General features: G+C 63.4%; 14 protein-coding genes. 8 read left to right on the top strand and 6 right to left on the bottom strand.

The window, feature by feature from the left end; all coding sequences use genetic code 11:
• Positions 1-80 precede the first annotated feature (80 nt).
• The 3 genes from deoA to CSQ95_RS16910 all read left to right on the top strand — a co-directional run bounded on the left by deoA (position 81) and on the right by CSQ95_RS16910 (position 3,139).
• Positions 81-1,403, top strand: coding sequence for a thymidine phosphorylase (deoA, locus tag CSQ95_RS16920; protein ID WP_099410332.1), 1,323 nt, complete (start codon positions 81-83; stop codon positions 1,401-1,403).
• A gap of 106 nt (positions 1,404-1,509) precedes the next feature.
• Positions 1,510-1,917 (top strand): cytidine deaminase, encoded by a 408-nt coding sequence (locus tag CSQ95_RS16915; RefSeq protein ID WP_034785574.1) that lies wholly within the window; start codon positions 1,510-1,512, stop codon positions 1,915-1,917.
• A 4-nt stretch (positions 1,918-1,921) separates the two neighbouring features.
• Positions 1,922-3,139 carry a nucleoside deaminase gene (locus tag CSQ95_RS16910; RefSeq protein WP_180279081.1) on the top strand — a complete coding sequence of 406 codons (1,218 nt, stop codon included), beginning with the start codon at positions 1,922-1,924 and terminating at the stop codon, positions 3,137-3,139.
• Position 3,140: 1 nt separating this feature from the next.
• On the opposite strand, the gene CSQ95_RS16905 is transcribed toward CSQ95_RS16910, so the two are convergent.
• The 4 genes from CSQ95_RS16905 to CSQ95_RS16890 all read right to left on the bottom strand — a co-directional run bounded on the left by CSQ95_RS16905 (position 3,141) and on the right by CSQ95_RS16890 (position 5,793).
• Positions 3,141-4,304: a dipeptidase gene (locus tag CSQ95_RS16905; protein WP_099410330.1), complete on the bottom strand. Its 1,164-nt coding sequence runs from the start codon at positions 4,302-4,304 to the stop codon at positions 3,141-3,143.
• 11 nt (positions 4,305-4,315) lie between these two features.
• The gene (locus CSQ95_RS16900; protein WP_099410329.1) at positions 4,316-4,738 is read right to left on the bottom strand and encodes a VOC family protein; all 423 of its coding nucleotides are present in this window, start codon (positions 4,736-4,738) and stop codon (positions 4,316-4,318) included.
• Between the two features lie 160 nt (positions 4,739-4,898).
• Complete coding sequence (locus CSQ95_RS16895; protein WP_086140176.1) at positions 4,899-5,168, bottom strand: hypothetical protein; 270 nt, start codon at positions 5,166-5,168, stop codon at positions 4,899-4,901.
• 142 nt (positions 5,169-5,310) lie between these two features.
• Positions 5,311-5,793 (bottom strand): hypothetical protein, encoded by a 483-nt coding sequence (locus tag CSQ95_RS16890; RefSeq protein ID WP_034754565.1) that lies wholly within the window; start codon positions 5,791-5,793, stop codon positions 5,311-5,313.
• A 310-nt stretch (positions 5,794-6,103) separates the two neighbouring features.
• Here CSQ95_RS16890 and CSQ95_RS16885 point away from each other — a divergent pair, with 310 nt between their 5' ends.
• Positions 6,104-7,039 carry a choice-of-anchor A family protein gene (locus CSQ95_RS16885; RefSeq protein ID WP_180279079.1) on the top strand — a complete coding sequence of 312 codons (936 nt, stop codon included), beginning with the start codon at positions 6,104-6,106 and terminating at the stop codon, positions 7,037-7,039.
• A gap of 13 nt (positions 7,040-7,052) precedes the next feature.
• Here the strand turns inward: CSQ95_RS16885 and CSQ95_RS16880 are convergent, their stop codons facing one another.
• The gene (locus tag CSQ95_RS16880; protein ID WP_099410328.1) at positions 7,053-7,751 is read right to left on the bottom strand and encodes a TetR/AcrR family transcriptional regulator; all 699 of its coding nucleotides are present in this window, start codon (positions 7,749-7,751) and stop codon (positions 7,053-7,055) included.
• A 10-nt stretch (positions 7,752-7,761) separates the two neighbouring features.
• Entirely contained in the window at positions 7,762-9,219 is a 1,458-nt protein-coding gene (locus tag CSQ95_RS16875; RefSeq protein ID WP_099410327.1) for a PLP-dependent aminotransferase family protein, read from the bottom strand.
• A gap of 202 nt (positions 9,220-9,421) precedes the next feature.
• Between CSQ95_RS16875 and CSQ95_RS16870 the strand changes: the two genes are divergently transcribed.
• The 4 genes from CSQ95_RS16870 to preA all read left to right on the top strand — a co-directional run bounded on the left by CSQ95_RS16870 (position 9,422) and on the right by preA (position 15,013).
• Positions 9,422-10,738, top strand: coding sequence for an aspartate aminotransferase family protein (locus tag CSQ95_RS16870; RefSeq protein ID WP_099410326.1), 1,317 nt, complete (start codon positions 9,422-9,424; stop codon positions 10,736-10,738).
• 75 nt (positions 10,739-10,813) lie between these two features.
• Positions 10,814-12,319 carry a CoA-acylating methylmalonate-semialdehyde dehydrogenase gene (locus tag CSQ95_RS16865; protein ID WP_099410361.1) on the top strand — a complete coding sequence of 502 codons (1,506 nt, stop codon included), beginning with the start codon at positions 10,814-10,816 and terminating at the stop codon, positions 12,317-12,319.
• 46 nt (positions 12,320-12,365) lie between these two features.
• The gene (locus CSQ95_RS16860; protein WP_099410325.1) at positions 12,366-13,733 is read left to right on the top strand and encodes an NAD(P)-dependent oxidoreductase; all 1,368 of its coding nucleotides are present in this window, start codon (positions 12,366-12,368) and stop codon (positions 13,731-13,733) included.
• Positions 13,733-15,013, top strand: a complete 1,281-nt coding sequence (gene preA, locus CSQ95_RS16855; protein WP_218963615.1) for an NAD-dependent dihydropyrimidine dehydrogenase subunit PreA — start codon at positions 13,733-13,735, stop codon at positions 15,011-15,013. Before CSQ95_RS16860 ends, preA begins: the two co-directional genes overlap by 1 nt.
• Positions 15,014-15,062 lie beyond the last annotated feature (49 nt).

Genomic DNA, 15,062 nt, shown 5'->3' with positions numbered 1-15,062 from the left:
CCGTCGGGGGGGATACGCCAATGGCCGTATCCCGATCCCGCAGGGACTGACCCCAAACCTATTTTTATTGGAGTTATTCCATGTTTTTGACCCAGGAAATCATCCGCAAGAAGCGCGACAAGGGCGTCTTGAGCGCCGAGGAAATCCAGTTTTTCGTACGCGGCATCACTGACGGCAGCGTCAGCGAAGGGCAGATCGCAGCACTGGGCATGGCCGTCTATTTCAACGACATGAACATGGACGAGCGCGTGGCGTTCACCCTGGCCATGCGCGATTCCGGCCAGGTGCTGGACTGGCGTTCGCTGAACCTGCCGGGCCCCATCGTCGACAAGCATTCGACGGGCGGCGTGGGCGACGTCGTGTCCCTGCTGCTGGGCCCCATGGTCGCCGCGTGCGGCGGTTACGTGCCGATGATCTCGGGCCGCGGCCTGGGCCACACGGGCGGCACCCTCGACAAGTTCGACGCCATTCCAGGCTATTGCACGGTGCCGGACAATGCACTGTTCCGCAAGGTGGTGCAGGAGATCGGCGTGGCCATCATCGGCCAGACGGCGCAGCTGGCGCCGGCCGACAAGCGCTTCTACAGCATCCGCGACGTCACCGCCACGGTGGAATCGGTAGCGATGATCACCGGCTCCATCCTGTCGAAGAAACTGTCGGCCGGGCTGGACGCGCTGGTGATGGACGTGAAAGTGGGCACGGGCGCCTTCATGCCGAGCTACGACAAGTCGGTGGAACTGGCCGAGAGCATCGTCGCCGTGGGCAATGGCGCGGGCATGCAGACGTCGGCGATTCTGACGGACATGAACGAGTCGCTGGCGCCGTACGCCGGCAATGCGCTGGAAGTGCGCGGCGCCATGGATTACCTGACGGGCCGTTCGCGTCCCGCTCGCCTGCACGAAGTCACCCTGGCGCTGTGCGCCGAGATGCTGGTGCTGGGCGGCCTGGCCGCCACCGAAGAGGAAGCGCGCGTGAAATTGATCGCGGCCCTCGATTCGGGCGAAGCGGCAGAGCGCTTTGCGCGCATGGTGTCGGCCCTGGGCGGCCCGGCCGATCTGGTCGAGCATCCTGATAAACACCTGGAGCAGGCGCCGTTCGTCGTGCCGGCGCCAGCGCCGTCGGCCGGCTTTGCCAACGTGCGCGATTGCCGCGCCATCGGCCTGGCAGTCGTGGCATTGGGCGGTGGCCGCCGCCGTCCGAGCGACAGCATCGATTTTGCCGTCGGCCTGACGGACCTCGTGGGCCTGGGCGAGCAAGTGGCTGTCGGCCAGCCGCTGGCCATGGTGCACGCGCGCACGGAAGCGGCGGCGCAGCAAGCCGTCAGGGAAATCCAGCAAGCGTATGACATCAGCACGGTGGCGCTGGCGGGCAATCCGGTGATTTATCGTACCATTCGACCGTAGTTGAAAACTGGGGGCAGACCCCCGTTTGCGATGGCGCTGAGCTATGTGTCAGCGGTGTTGAGGGTCTGACCCCGGCCTTAATGATTTCAAAGGTATAACAGAAAAAATGAACAACCAAGAACTGATCGCCGAAGCCAACGCCGGCCGTGAACTGGCCTACGCGCCATACTCGCGTTTCAAGGTGGGCGCGGCGCTGCTGTGCAAGGATGGTCGCGTCTTCCGCGGCTGCAACGTGGAAAACGCCGCCTATGGGCTGTGCAACTGCGCCGAGCGCACGGCGTTTTTCAGCGCCATCGCGCATGGCTGCAAACCGGGCGACTTCGCCAGGCTGGCCGTCACGGGCGACACGGCTGAACCGATTTCCCCATGCGGCGCCTGCCGCCAGGTGATCTTCGAGATGGGCGGCGCCGACCTGCCCGTGATCCTGACGAACCTGAAAAACGATGTCATGGAAGTGACGGCGGGCTGGCTGCTGCCGCACGGCTTCGGCAATTCCGACCTGGACATGAAGTAACAGGATCCGCTTGAACAAGACGATCGACATCCAGGCCGCCGTGGCGATAGCCGCGGCCGAAGCCATGGCGGCGAAGACGCAGGGTACCTTTGGCGTGGGCGGCGTGCTGCTCGACGGCGCCGGCAACGTGCTGCAATCGATGCATAACAACGTCGTGCGCCAGGGGCTGGTGTTCGACCCCACGGCGCATGGCGAGCGCCAGCTGGTGGACTGGTATTTCGCCGAGCTGGCCAAGGGCGCGCTCTTGCCGCCGCCGGGCGAACTGACCATCGTTACTTCGCTCGACCCCTGCTGCATGTGCACGGGGGCGATTCTGGCGGCAGGCTTCAACGTGGTGGTGGCCGCGCCCGACGTCAAGGCGGGCATCAATTACGATGGCAGCGCCACGTTTGCGGCCTTGCCGGCGCCGCTGCAGGCGCAGGCCGGCCGCAGTTTTTGCTATCCGGCCGTGCGCGGCGCCACCGAGTATGCGCGCCTGCCGTCCGGCGCCGCGCCCAAATCTTTTTTCATCGGCAAGAGCATCCACGAGGCGACGCAGGCACTGTGCTCGCTCGTGTTCGAAGCGACATCGGCGCAGGTGATGCAGCTGCTGAACGCCGGCGACGACGTGCCCCTGCGCGATCCGGCCGCCTTGCCGCCCGAGCATGCGGTGGTGCGCGCCTTGCGCCGCCGCTATCCCGACGCCCTGACTTACCGCTGCGACCCGCACGCGCCCGACGCGGGCCTGGCGCCATTCCTGCAGGCGGCCATGGAGCAGGACGCGCGTGATGGCGGCCAGGGCGATGCGGCCGCCTTGCTCGATTCCTTCGGCAACCTGCTGCTATGTATGCCGGGTCAGTTGAGCCAGTCGGCCATACGCACGCCGTTCATGGAATGCACGCGCCAGTACGCGCAGCTGCGTTTTGAATTGATGGCGAATGCGGCGCCGGCGCTGCAGGAGGAAATCAAAAGCTACCTGGGCCACCCCAAGCACGGCACCTTCGTGCTGGCCATCGGCCCGGACGACAGCGCCGCCAGTTTCATGACCCTGGGCGCCTACGGCTCCACCATGGAAGGGGCACTGCCGGAGAATAATCCCGCGCAATTCCAGTACGTGCGCCCGGCGATGGCGCAAGACGCGCTGCTGGCGCTGTGCGAGTCGATGCCGCCGCTGTACCGCAAGTTGATACGCATCCGGCCGCGCCAGGTGGCGGACCAGGCCCTGGTCCAGGCGCTAGGTTAGTCTAGGCGTCATCGTCGGGCAGGTTCTTCAGCAGGAAGTCGCGCACGTTTTCGCCTGCCACGCGGCGGATCTGCGCTTCCGACAGCCCAGCATCCAGCAGCGCCTGCGTCAAGCGCGGCAAGCCCGCCGCGTCGATGGCCGTGGTGACGGCGCCGTCGAAGTCCGAGCCATAGGCCACGTGTTCGGCGCCGATCAGTTTGACCGTGTACTTGATGGCGCGCGCGATGGAGGCCACGTCCTTGCCGCAGACGGCCGTATTCCAGAAGCCGATGCCCACCAGGCCGCCCTGGGCGGCGATGCGTTTCAGCTGGGCGTCGCTCAGGTTGCGCCCGTTGGCGCAGGTGCCGCGCACGCCCGTGTGCGATACCATCACGGGGCGTTTCGCCAACGTCAGTACGTCGTCGATGGTGGCCGGCGAGGCGTGCGCCAGGTCGACGATCATCTTGCGCTGCTCCATGGCGCGCAGCCATTGCCGGCCCAGCGGCGTCAGGCCGCCTTTTTTCAAGCCGTGCTGGGAGCCGGACAGTTCCGTGTCGAAGAAATGCGTGGGTGCGGCCATGCGGTAGCCGGACCGGTACAGGGTGTCGAGATTGTCCAGCTTGCCTTCGAGCGCATGCGCGCCTTCCAGTGTCAGCCAGCCGGCCAGCAGGGCGGGATCCTTTTCGCGCGCGGCGATGAAGCTGCGCAACTGGGCGCGGCTGCCGATGACGCGCACCTTGCCATGGCTCTTGGCCGCTTGCTGGCGCAGCTCGTCGGCCTGCCAGGTGGCGCGCGCCAGCAGGCTGTTCCACGTGGCGGGCGGCAAGCCTTGCGCCACCACCAGGGCCGTGATGTTGTCCGTGTCGCTGCCATTGCGCTCGATATTCATCTTGCGCGGCGTCTTGGTGACGACGGAAAAGGCTTGCAGCGCCACGTTGGCCCGCTGCAGGCGGGGAAAGTCGACGTGGCCGCGCTGGCTGTCGCGGTTCAGGTCGCGTTGCCATAGCAGGCTGTCGGCGTGCAGGTCGGCGATCCACAGGCTCTGGTGCAGGGCCACAGTGGCTGCCGACGGCGCCTTGCCGGACGGGGGATGAATGCGGTTGAGATGTTCGTCGACGAGGACGGGAGCGGACAGGAAACCGCCGATCAGCGCAAGGCTGGCGGCGGTGAGGGTAGCGACAATCATTGTTCTCCGTTTTACCATGGATCGTAGGTGCCCAGGCTCCAGATGTGGCCTTCCGGGTCGCGGCAGGTAAAGCCCCGTCCGCCGTAATCTTCATCCTTGATGTCGAGCACGATCTCGGCTCCGGCTTCGCGCGCGCTGCGGTAGACGGCATCGGCGTCGCTGACGACCAGGTAGCAGTTTTGCGTGTTGGCGCCGCCGACGTCGCTTGGCAGTTTCATCAGGCGGCCGTAGTCGCTGTCGAGGGCGGGCGCCACCATGACCATGCCGTTGCCAAAGCTCAGTTGCGCATGGGCGACACCGCCTTCGCCATCGGGCACGATCAATTGCTTTTCAAAACCGAGCGCCTTGCACAGCCATTCGATGGCGGCGGGCGCGTCGCGGTAGCGCAGGCAGGGAATAGTCGTAGCTGCTGTAGCTTTTGCTGTCGTGGTCATCAGAAAACTCCTATGGCTGAGGGGGAGTAGCTTCGATCATGGATACTGCGTAGCGTTCCGTATCAAATCCCTCCATTTGGATGGTTTTGATGCCCGTCAGTGCCGCGCCCATCCATAGTGCCATAGAACCATCATTGCACTCTTGCCACGCCGCAAATTTTTATTGCGGCGAATGCTGCGAACCCGACGCTTTCTGATCTGCGCCGGCATCGTCGTTGTTGCTTGCCCATCTCAGCAGCATGACGAGGGCAAACAGCATGATGGCTAGCGGCAAGATGGTGATCAGGAACGCCAGGCCCAGGCAGCAGACCAGCAGCATGGGCCACGACATGGCGCGCAAGGCAGCCATCCCCTGGCGCGCGTAAGCGCACAGTTCGTTCCAGAAAGCGCTGAAGGAAGTGCTGCCCGGTGCCGAATTGATGTCTTTCATGCCGTTCTCCTGTCGTGTGGGTGCCGCTGCCGTATGCATGCTGGCAATGAAACCACTATAGGCAAATCCTTGCTGCCGGGTATGGCGTATGCGACGAATGGCAGGAATGGCGGACCGAACGGCGACAGGCAACGACAAACGGTTACTCGAATACCTTCAGTTTCAGCTGGAAACTGAGCGCGCCATACAGGCGGTCCTTGTAGGAGGGTACGATGGCGATATTCACGCCCACGCGCTGGTATTCATAGCTGATGGTGGGGACCAGGGCCGGGAACCAGCCGCCATCGCGCATCTTCGGATAGCCGCTGAAGCCGCCAACGACGGCGCCGATGCGCAGCGGGCCCACCTTGATCGGCTGGTAGTACACGCCCAGGTAATTCGAGTAGGCGCGGTCGCTATTGTAGAAGCGGCCGGCCGTGACCGACGCGACCGTGGAGAAGCGGTATTCGGCGCCCAGGCCCGGATTGCTGTCGTTCAGGTTCTTGTCGCGCTGAAAGTGATACGAATAAAAGCCCGCGTTGAGCCAGGTTTCGCTGAGCGGCTGGTTGTCGATCATGTTAAACACATCGGCGTGCGCGCCGCAGGCATATGCCAGCATCAGTGCGCCTAGGGACAATCGTTTCATGCGTGCTTCATCCTTATGATTTCATACTTTGTGGGCTCGCCTGGTCTGGCGCTGCCGCGATCGTATCACCAAGTTGGCTGCGCTTCTAAGCAATATTGAAAGTGCAGAACAGACGGCTGTTTGCCCGTCTGTTTTCAGCGTCAGCCGGATGGCTGGGGCGTTCTCCGGGCAGCGCCAGGAGAATGATTCCCGTCGAGCAACTATGTTTTCATTATTGTTACAAAAGTTGTTGGTTTGCGACATATTAAAGCGAATGGATATGATATTCTGACGTCAAGTTAATTTTCTTTTTGGAAATAAAATGTCAATCATGCCTAAATCATCATTCGTTCTCGTTCTGTCGACCGTGTTTGCCGCCGGCGCCGCGCAAGCCGGTGTTGTCGATTTGGGCATCGGTGGCGCCAATTTGTATTCCCTCAGTAACTTCAGCGCGTCCGGCAGCGATGTCGAAGGCGGCGTGCTGGTCGCCGGTAACTTGACGGCATCGAACTATTCGGTCAATGACAAGAACAAGGATGCCTACGTCACGCATGGCAACACCGGCTATGCGCTGGTGGTTGGCGGCAATCTGAACTACAGCTCCGGCTCGATCAAGAACGGCAATTACTATGTGGGCGGCAGCACGACGACGAGCAGCGTGGGCCTGAACACGGCTAGCAAGACCACGGTGTCGCCCGTGTCGTTCGCCACGACGTCGGCGCAGCTGAAAAACACCTCGACCTCGCTGGCCAACGTGGCCGCGACGGGCAGCAGCTCGGTGGCCTATGGCGGCATGACCCTGAAGGGCGGCACGGGCAATGTGCAAGTGTTCGACCTGACTTCCGCGGCGCTGGGCTCGGTGAACAACTTCAAGTTCAGCAATCTGCACACGAACGATACCCTGATCCTCAATATCAGCGGCACGAATGTGAACCTGTCCGGCGGCTACGGCGATTTCAGCAAATACAATGTGCTGTACAACTTCTATGAAGCGCAAACCATCACCTTGAACGGCGTGGGCCTGTACGGCAGCGTCCTGGCGCCGCTGGCGACCCTGGCCGGCGGCAATGGCCAGATCAACGGCAGCGTGGTGGTGGGGAACTGGGCCTCGAACATCCAGGTCAATGCGAACCATTATTTCAACGCCACCAACGTGTCCGGTTATGTGTCGGCCGTGCCGGAACCGGAAACCTATGCGATGCTGCTGGCAGGCCTGGGCATGATCGGCTTCATGGCGCGCCGCCGCAAGAACAGGACGGCTGCGTAAGCGTTCGCGCCGTTCAGAAAACCGCCTGTCGAGGCGGTTTTTTTTCGCCTGCTGGCGGCATGGCCACCGCCGCCAGTACCATGTGCGCGATCAGGGCTTCCGCATCCTCGTAATCCTTGCGCGTGAGCTGCTTGCGTTCCAGCACCAGGGCCATCTGCGCCGAAAAATCCGCATACGATTGGGTCATGGCCCAGATGGCGAACATCAGGTGCGTGGCGTTGACGGGCGCGATCCGGCCGGCCGCGATCCACGCTTCGAAGACTGCGATATCCTTGCGCAGCAGGGGCACGACCCGGTCGCGTATCTGCGTGCCGTACAGGGGCGCGCCATTGATTACTTCCAGCGCATACACGCGCGAGGCCCACGGCTGTTCGCGCGAAAAACGCAGCTTGGCCCCGATGTACGCGCGCAGCACGTCGCGCGGCTCGTCGTCTTCATTGGCCAGCATGTCCATGCGCGCCAGCCAGTCGTCGAGCACGTCGTCGAGCACGCGCTGGTACAGCAGCTGCTTGGACGGGAAGTAATACATCAGGTTTTGCTTCGACAGGCCGGCTCGCTCGGCGATGGTGGCGATCGAGGCGCCCTCATAGCCGCATTCCGCGAACGCGCGCACGGCTTGCTCCAGAATGTCCGCTTCCAGGCGGTCGCGGTTTTGCAAACGCCGGCCGCCGGCATTTTTCACGGAAAGGGCAGGGGATTTGTCGCTGGCCATGACGGGTTCTTTAGCGTGGGCGGATCGATTGCAGGAATGCCTGCAGCACGGGGGTATCGGTGTAAGCCACGTTGAAGCGGAACCACACCGTCTCGGGCGCGCGCAGCATGAAAAATTCGTTCGGCGACAGCAGGATGCCCGCCTTCAAGGCCATGTCGGCGATGACCTTGCCGTTCCATTCCGGCGTTTGCACGTCGGGCCAGCCGGCGCTGACGAACATGCCGCCGCGGGGCCGCGCCACGGGCGCCATGCCCGCCTGCGCCAGGCAGTCGATGCTGCGCTCGCGGGCCGCATCGAGCTGCGCCACGAGCCGTTCGACCATGCGCTTGTAGGGCCGCGCGGAGATGGCGTGGTAGACGGCGCGCTCGTTGATTTCCGACGTCGTCAGTCCCGCCAGCATTTTGACGCGCACCAGTTCGGCCACCAGCGGCGGCGAGGCGCAAATCGATCCCACGCGCAGCACGGGCGAGAGGGTCTTGGAAAAACTGCCCACGCGGATCACGCGGCGCAAGCCGTCCATGGCCGCCAGCGACGCTTCGCCGCGCGCCGCCAGTTCGCGGTAGATATCGTCTTCCACCAGCCAGAAATCGAATTGCTCCGCCAAGGCCAGCAGGCGGTGCGCCTGCGCCTGGGTGAGCGAGGTACCGAGCGGATTTTGCAGCACCGTGTTGACGAACATCAGTTTCGGCTGCGTGCGCGCGGCTTCAACGGCCAGCGCATCGAGATCGAGGCCCGCTTCGCCGCGGTGGACGCCCACGGGGATGCAGCCATGGTGGCGTATCAGCGACTGCAGATTGCTGTAGCCGGGGTCTTCCACCAGCACCGTGTCGCCCGGCTTGGTCAGGCTGCGCAGGATCAAGTCAAAAGCATGCGTGGCGCCGTGCGTCAGCAGGACCTGGTCCTGCTCCACCTGGAACAGCTCTTCCGACAGGCTGCTTGCCAGGTGCTGGCGCAGCGAGGGAAAGCCGAGAGGGTGGCCATAGCCGCGCAGGCGGCTGGCGGGAATGCGCATGGCCTGACGCACGGCGTCGAGCACGGTCGCTTCGCCATACATCTCGGGCGGCAGCCAGCCGGCCCCCACAGGCAGGGCGTCGGACACGCCCGAATACAGGTCTGGCGTGAGGGCGTCGATGGCCGTGGGGCTGGCGTGCACAGCCAATTGCGGCGAGGCGGCGATATCGTGGCGCGCGACGAAATAGCCGGAGCCGCGCCGCGACGACAGCAAACCGAGGTTGACCAGGCGGTCGTACGATTCGACGACGGTAAAGGTCGACACGCCATTGCAGCGGGCGAACTGGCGCACGGACGGCATGCGCGTGCCGATGCGCAGGGCACGGCTGCCCACCATGACGCTGATGGCGATGACGATCTGCTCGACGAGGCCGCCCTTCTTCTGGCGGTCGATGTCGAGCACGGGCCAGCCGCTGGCTTGCTCGGGAGCATCGTCTGTGCTGTCGCTGTGCTTCACGGTGGCTCCTTATGCTGCCTTGCACAAAAAAACTGTAGTGGTTTTTCGACCTGTACGGTTGGGATACTTTGCCGTTTGTGTATCTGTGCCATTGGGGATGGCCTGTCTATTATTACATCAGCTTTTTGCCAACTGGTAAATTATTTTACGCTTCGTCAAAAACGATCCTGGCCCCGCGCCAGCCCATCCCAAGGAGAAGGTCATGAACGAAACAAGGCCGGAATCGATGTCGGCATTCTGGATGCCGTTTACGAATAACCGTGATTTCAAGGTCAACCCGCGCCTGCTGGTATCGGCCGAAGGCATGTACTACAAGGACGTCGATGGCAACGCCATCCTCGATGGCACGGCGGGCCTGTGGTGCGTGCCGTGCGGCCATGCGCAGCCGAAAATCGTCGGCGCCATCCGCGAGATGGTGGGCCAGCTCGACTTCGCCCCCACCTTCCAGATGGGCCATCCGGCCGCCTTCGACCTGGCAGAAAAACTGATGGACTACACAGGCCACAAGTTCGGCCACGTGTTTTATACGAACTCCGGCTCCGAAGCCGTCGACACGGCGTTGAAGATCGCGCTGGCCTATCACCGGGCGCGCGGCGAAGGTGCACGCACGCGCCTGATCGGCCGCGAACGCGGTTACCACGGCGTGGGCTTCGGCGGCATTTCCGTGGGCGGCATCGGCGGCAACCGCAAGACCTTCGGCCCCCTGCTGCCGGGCGTGGACCACTTGCCGCACACGCACAACCTGGACCAGAACGCCTACACGGTGGGCGAGCCCGAATATGGCACCCACCTGGCCGACGAGCTCGAGCGCATCGTCGCCCTGCACGACGCCTCGACGATCGCCGCCGTCATCGTCGAACCGGTGGCCGGTTCCACGGGCGTGCTGATCCCGCCGAAAGGCTATCTGAAACGCTTGCGCGAACTGTGCACCAAGCACGGCATCCTGTTGATTTTCGATGAAGTGATCACGGGTTTCGGCCGCATGACGACGCCGTTCGCCGCCGATTATTTCGACGTCGAGCCGGACCTGATGACGACGGCGAAGGGCCTGACCAACGGCATGGTGCCGATGGGGGCCGTGTTCAGCAAAAAATACATCCACGACGCCTTCATGGATGCGCCGCCGGGCATCGAACTGTTCCACGGGTATACGTATTCCGGTCACCCGCTGGCCTGCGCCGCCTCGCTGGCGACCTTGCAGGTGTTCGAGGAGCAGGACATCCTGGGCCACGCGAAAGCGATGCAAGCGTATTGGAGCGACGCCGTGCATTCCTTGAAAGGCTTGCCGCACGTGATCGACCTGCGCAGCATCGGCCTGATCGCCGGCATCGAGCTCGATCCCATCGCCGGCAAGCCCGGTGCGCGCGCCTTCAACGCCTTCAAGCAAGCCTTCGCCGACGGCGTGCTGATACGCACGACGGGCGACATCATCGCGCTGTCGCCACCGCTGGTGCTGGAAAAACAGCATGTCGACGAGCTGTTCGGCAAGCTGGCCACGGTGCTGAAGAACCTTGATTAAGCCCCGGGGTCAGACCCGCCGGGTCTGACCCCAGAATTTGCCCTTGGGGTAAAGAGAGGAAATAACGTGAACCAAATTAACACACAGCTCGACACCATCACCCACTACATCAACGGCGCCAAGGTCGACACCCAAAGCGGCCGCTACGGCGACGTCTACAACCCCGCCCTGGGCGTACCCGTCGCCCGTGTCGCGCTGGGCACCGTGGAAGACGTGGACGCGGCCGTGCAGGCGGCGGCCGCCGCCTTTCCCTCGTGGTCGGCCACGCCGCCGCTGACGCGCGCCAGGGTCCTGTTCCGCTATCTGCAGCTGTGCCAGCAGCACACGGATGAATTTGCCGCCATGCTCACGCGCGAGCATGGCAAGACCTTTGCCGATGCGCAGGGTGAAGTGGCGCGCGGCATCGAGATGGTGGAATTTGCCGTCGGCATACCGCAATTGCTGAAGGGCGAATTCACGGACCAGATTTCGCGCGGCATCGACGCCTGGTCCATGCGCCAGGCGCTCGGCGTAGTGGCCGGCATCACGCCATTCAATTTTCCCGTGATGGTGCCGATGTGGATGTTCCCGGTGGCGATTGCCTGCGGCAATACCTTCGTCTTGAAACCGTCCGAGCGCGATCCGTCCGCGTCGCTGCTGCACGCGAAATTGCTCAAGGATGCGGGTTTACCCGACGGCGTCTTCAACGTAGTACAGGGAGATAAAGTGACCGTTGACGCCTTGCTCGACCACCCCGTGGTGCAGGCGATCAGCTTTGTCGGCTCCACGCCGATCGCGGAATACATCTATGCGCGCGGCAGCGCCAGCGGCAAGCGTGTGCAAGCCTTGGGCGGCGCGAAAAACCACATGGTGGTGATGCCCGACGCGGACATGGAGATGACGGTCGACGCGCTGATCGGCGCGGCTTACGGATCTGCGGGCGAGCGCTGCATGGCCATCTCCGTCGTCGTGGCCGTGGGCGACGCGGGCGACAAGTTGATCGATGCACTGGCAACGCGCACGGCCGCACTGAAAGTGCGCGACGGTATGGAAGATGGTGCGGAAATGGGACCGGTCGTGTCGCTGGCGGCCAAGCAGCGCATCGAAAAACTGATCGCCTCCGGCGTGGAGCAGGGCGCGACTTTGGTGGTCGATGGCCGCAACCACGTGGTGCCGGGCCGCGAGAACGGTTTCTTTGTCGGAGGCACCTTGTTCGACCATGTGACGCGCGACATGAGCATCTACAAGGAAGAAATTTTCGGCCCCGTGCTATGCGTGCTGCGGTGTCCTGACGTGGTGCAGGCGGTGGAGCTGATCAACGCCAACGAGTATGGCAACGGCGTGGCCATCTACACGCGCGACGGCGGCGTGGCGCGCGAATTCGTGCGCCAGATCCAGGTCGGCATGGTGGGCGTCAACATCCCCTTGCCCGTGCCGATGGCCTTCAACAGTTTCGGTGGCTGGAAGCGCAGCATGTTCGGCGACCACCACGCGTATGGCCCCGAAGGCGTGCGTTTCTACACGCGCCACAAGGCCGTGATGCAGCGCTGGCCGAACACGGCAAGCGCTGGTGTGGAATTTGCTTTTCCCCAGATGAAGTAAGGGTTTCAGACGACAAATTGGCCGCACATAAAAAGAGGAATACGCGATGATCGAGTCCTTGAGTTATTTACCGCATCCCGCCCTGCCCAACGAGGAATTGGCTGGCCATTTCACGGACCTGGCGCCGCCCCTGACGGCGCGCCAGGCCGCCATCGAAAGCGCCCGCTGCCTGTACTGCTACGACGCGCCGTGCAGCCGCATCTGTCCGTCGGAAATCGACGTGGCCAGCTTCATCCGCAATATCCACGACAAGAACATCAACGGCGCCGCCGCCGGCATCCTGAAACAGAACATCCTGGGCGGCAGCTGCGCGCGCGTCTGCCCGACGGAAATCCTGTGCGAAGACGTCTGCGTGCGCAACCACGACGCCGAAGGCCAGCCCGTCAGGATCGGTCTCTTGCAGCGCTATGCCGTCGACCATATGCACTTTGCGAGTCACCCGTTCAAACGGGCGGCAAGCACGGGCAAGACCATCGCCATCGTCGGCGCGGGACCAGCCGGCCTGTCGTGCGCGCACCGCCTGGCCATGCTGGGCCACGACGTGGTGATCTTTGAAAAAGAGGGCAAGGCGGGCGGCCTGAATGAATACGGCATCGCCAAGTACAAGCTGACGGACGATTTCGCGCAGAAGGAGGTTGAATTTTTGCTGGGCATCGGCGGCATCGCCATCCGATGTCGCCAGGCGCTGGGCGAAAACGTGCAGCTGCGCGACCTGCACGCGCAGTACGACGCCGTCTTCCTCGGCCTGGGCCTGGGCGCCAGCCGCAAACTGGGCTTGACGGGCGAGGACGCACCGGGCTTGCTGGCCGCCGTCGATTACATCGCCGCGCTGCGCCAGGCGGACGACCTGGCCGCACTGCCCTTGCCGAAACGCGCCATCGTCATTGGCGCCGGCAATACGGCCATCGACATGGCCGTGCAGATTCAAAGGCTGGGCGCCGAGGAAGTCACTTTGATCTACCGGCGCGGTTTCGACGCCATGACGGCCACCCATCATGAACAGGAGATCGCCAAGGCGAACCAGGTGCGCATGTTGACGTGGGCCCAGCCGCTGCAGGTGCTGCTCGATAGCGGGGGCAAGGTGGCCGGCATGCGCTTCGAAAAAACCGCCATGCGGGGCACGCGCCTGGCTGGCACGGGTGAAACGTTCGACGTGGCAGCCGACGCCATCTTCAAGGCTATCGGCCAGAGCCTCGATACGCAGGTGCTGGTTGACCCGATGGCATCCCTGTTGCAGCGCGAAGGCGACAAGATCGCCGTCGATGCGGGTTTTCGCACGGTGCTGCCGGGGATCTATGCGGGCGGCGACTGCGTGGCGCCGGGGCAGGACCTGACGGTGCAGGCCGTCCAGCATGGCAAGCTGGCCGCACTGGCCATCCATTCCGATTTGTTGAATAAAGTGGAGGCTGCATAATGGCTGATCTCAGCATCGAATTTTGCGGCATCAAGGCGCCGAACCCCTTCTGGCTGGCGTCCGCACCGCCGACCGACAAGGCGTATAACGTGGTGCGCGCCTTCGAGGCGGGGTGGGGCGGCGTCGTGTGGAAAACGCTCGGTGAAGACCCTGCCGCCGTCAACGTCTCGTCGCGCTATTCCGCCTTGTACGGCAAGAACCGCGAAGTGGTCGGTTTCAATAACATCGAGCTGATTACCGACCGCTCTCTGGAGATCAACCTGCGCGAAATCACGCAGGTAAAAAAGGACTGGCCGGACCGCGCCATGATCGTCTCCCTGATGCTGCCTTGCGAAGAGCACTACTGGGCCGACATCCTGCCCAAGGTCGAGGCGACGGGAGCGGACGGCATCGAGCTCAATTTCGGCTGCCCGCACGGCATGCCGGAGCGCGGCATGGGCGCGGCCGTGGGCCAGGTGCCCGAGTACGTGCAGATGGTGACCGCCTGGTGCAAGAAACATAGCCGACTGCCCGTCATCGTCAAGCTCACGCCCAACATCACGGACGTGCGCATGCCGGCGCGCGCGGCCAAGGCGGGCGGCGCGGACGCCGTCTCGCTGATCAACACCATCAATTCCATCACCTCGCTGGACCTGGACCGCATGGTGGCCTTGCCCATCGTGGGCGGCGCCAGCACGCACGGCGGCTATTGCGGGTCTGCCGTCAAACCGATCGCGCTGAACATGGTGGCGGAAATCGCCCGCGATCCGCAGACGCGCGGCTTGCCCATTTCCGGCATCGGCGGCATCGGCAACTGGCGCGACGCGGCAGAATTCCTCGCCCTGGGCGCCGGCTGCGTGCAGGTGTGCACGGCCGCCATGCTGCATGGCTTTCGCATCGTCGACGAGATGAAGGATGGCTTGTCGCGCTGGATGGACGAGAAAGGCTATGCGCGCATCAGCGATTTTTCCGGCAAGGCCGTGGCCAACACGACGGACTGGAAATACCTGGACATGAATTACCAGGTGATCGCGGAGATCAACCAGGATGACTGCATCAAATGCGGCAAGTGCTACGTGGCTTGCGAAGACACCTCGCACCAGTCGATTGCGCAGTTGATCGACGCCGCCGGCACGCGCACATATGAAGTGATCAAGGAGGAATGCGTGGGCTGCAACCTGTGCGAAATCACCTGTCCGGTGCAGGGCTGCATCACGATGGTGCCGCAAGCCACGGGCAAGCCGTACATGAACTGGACGCAGGATCCGCGTAACCCCAGGGCATTGGCGGAGTCGGTATAGGGCACGTTTTTTGCGTACGTATATTTTATAAACAGTTGCCCAACTTTGC

It is taken from the genome of Janthinobacterium sp. BJB304 (assembly GCF_002735765.1).
Lineage (GTDB): Bacteria > Pseudomonadota > Gammaproteobacteria > Burkholderiales > Burkholderiaceae_D > Janthinobacterium.
This window is presented reverse-complemented; position numbering and strand designations above follow the sequence as displayed.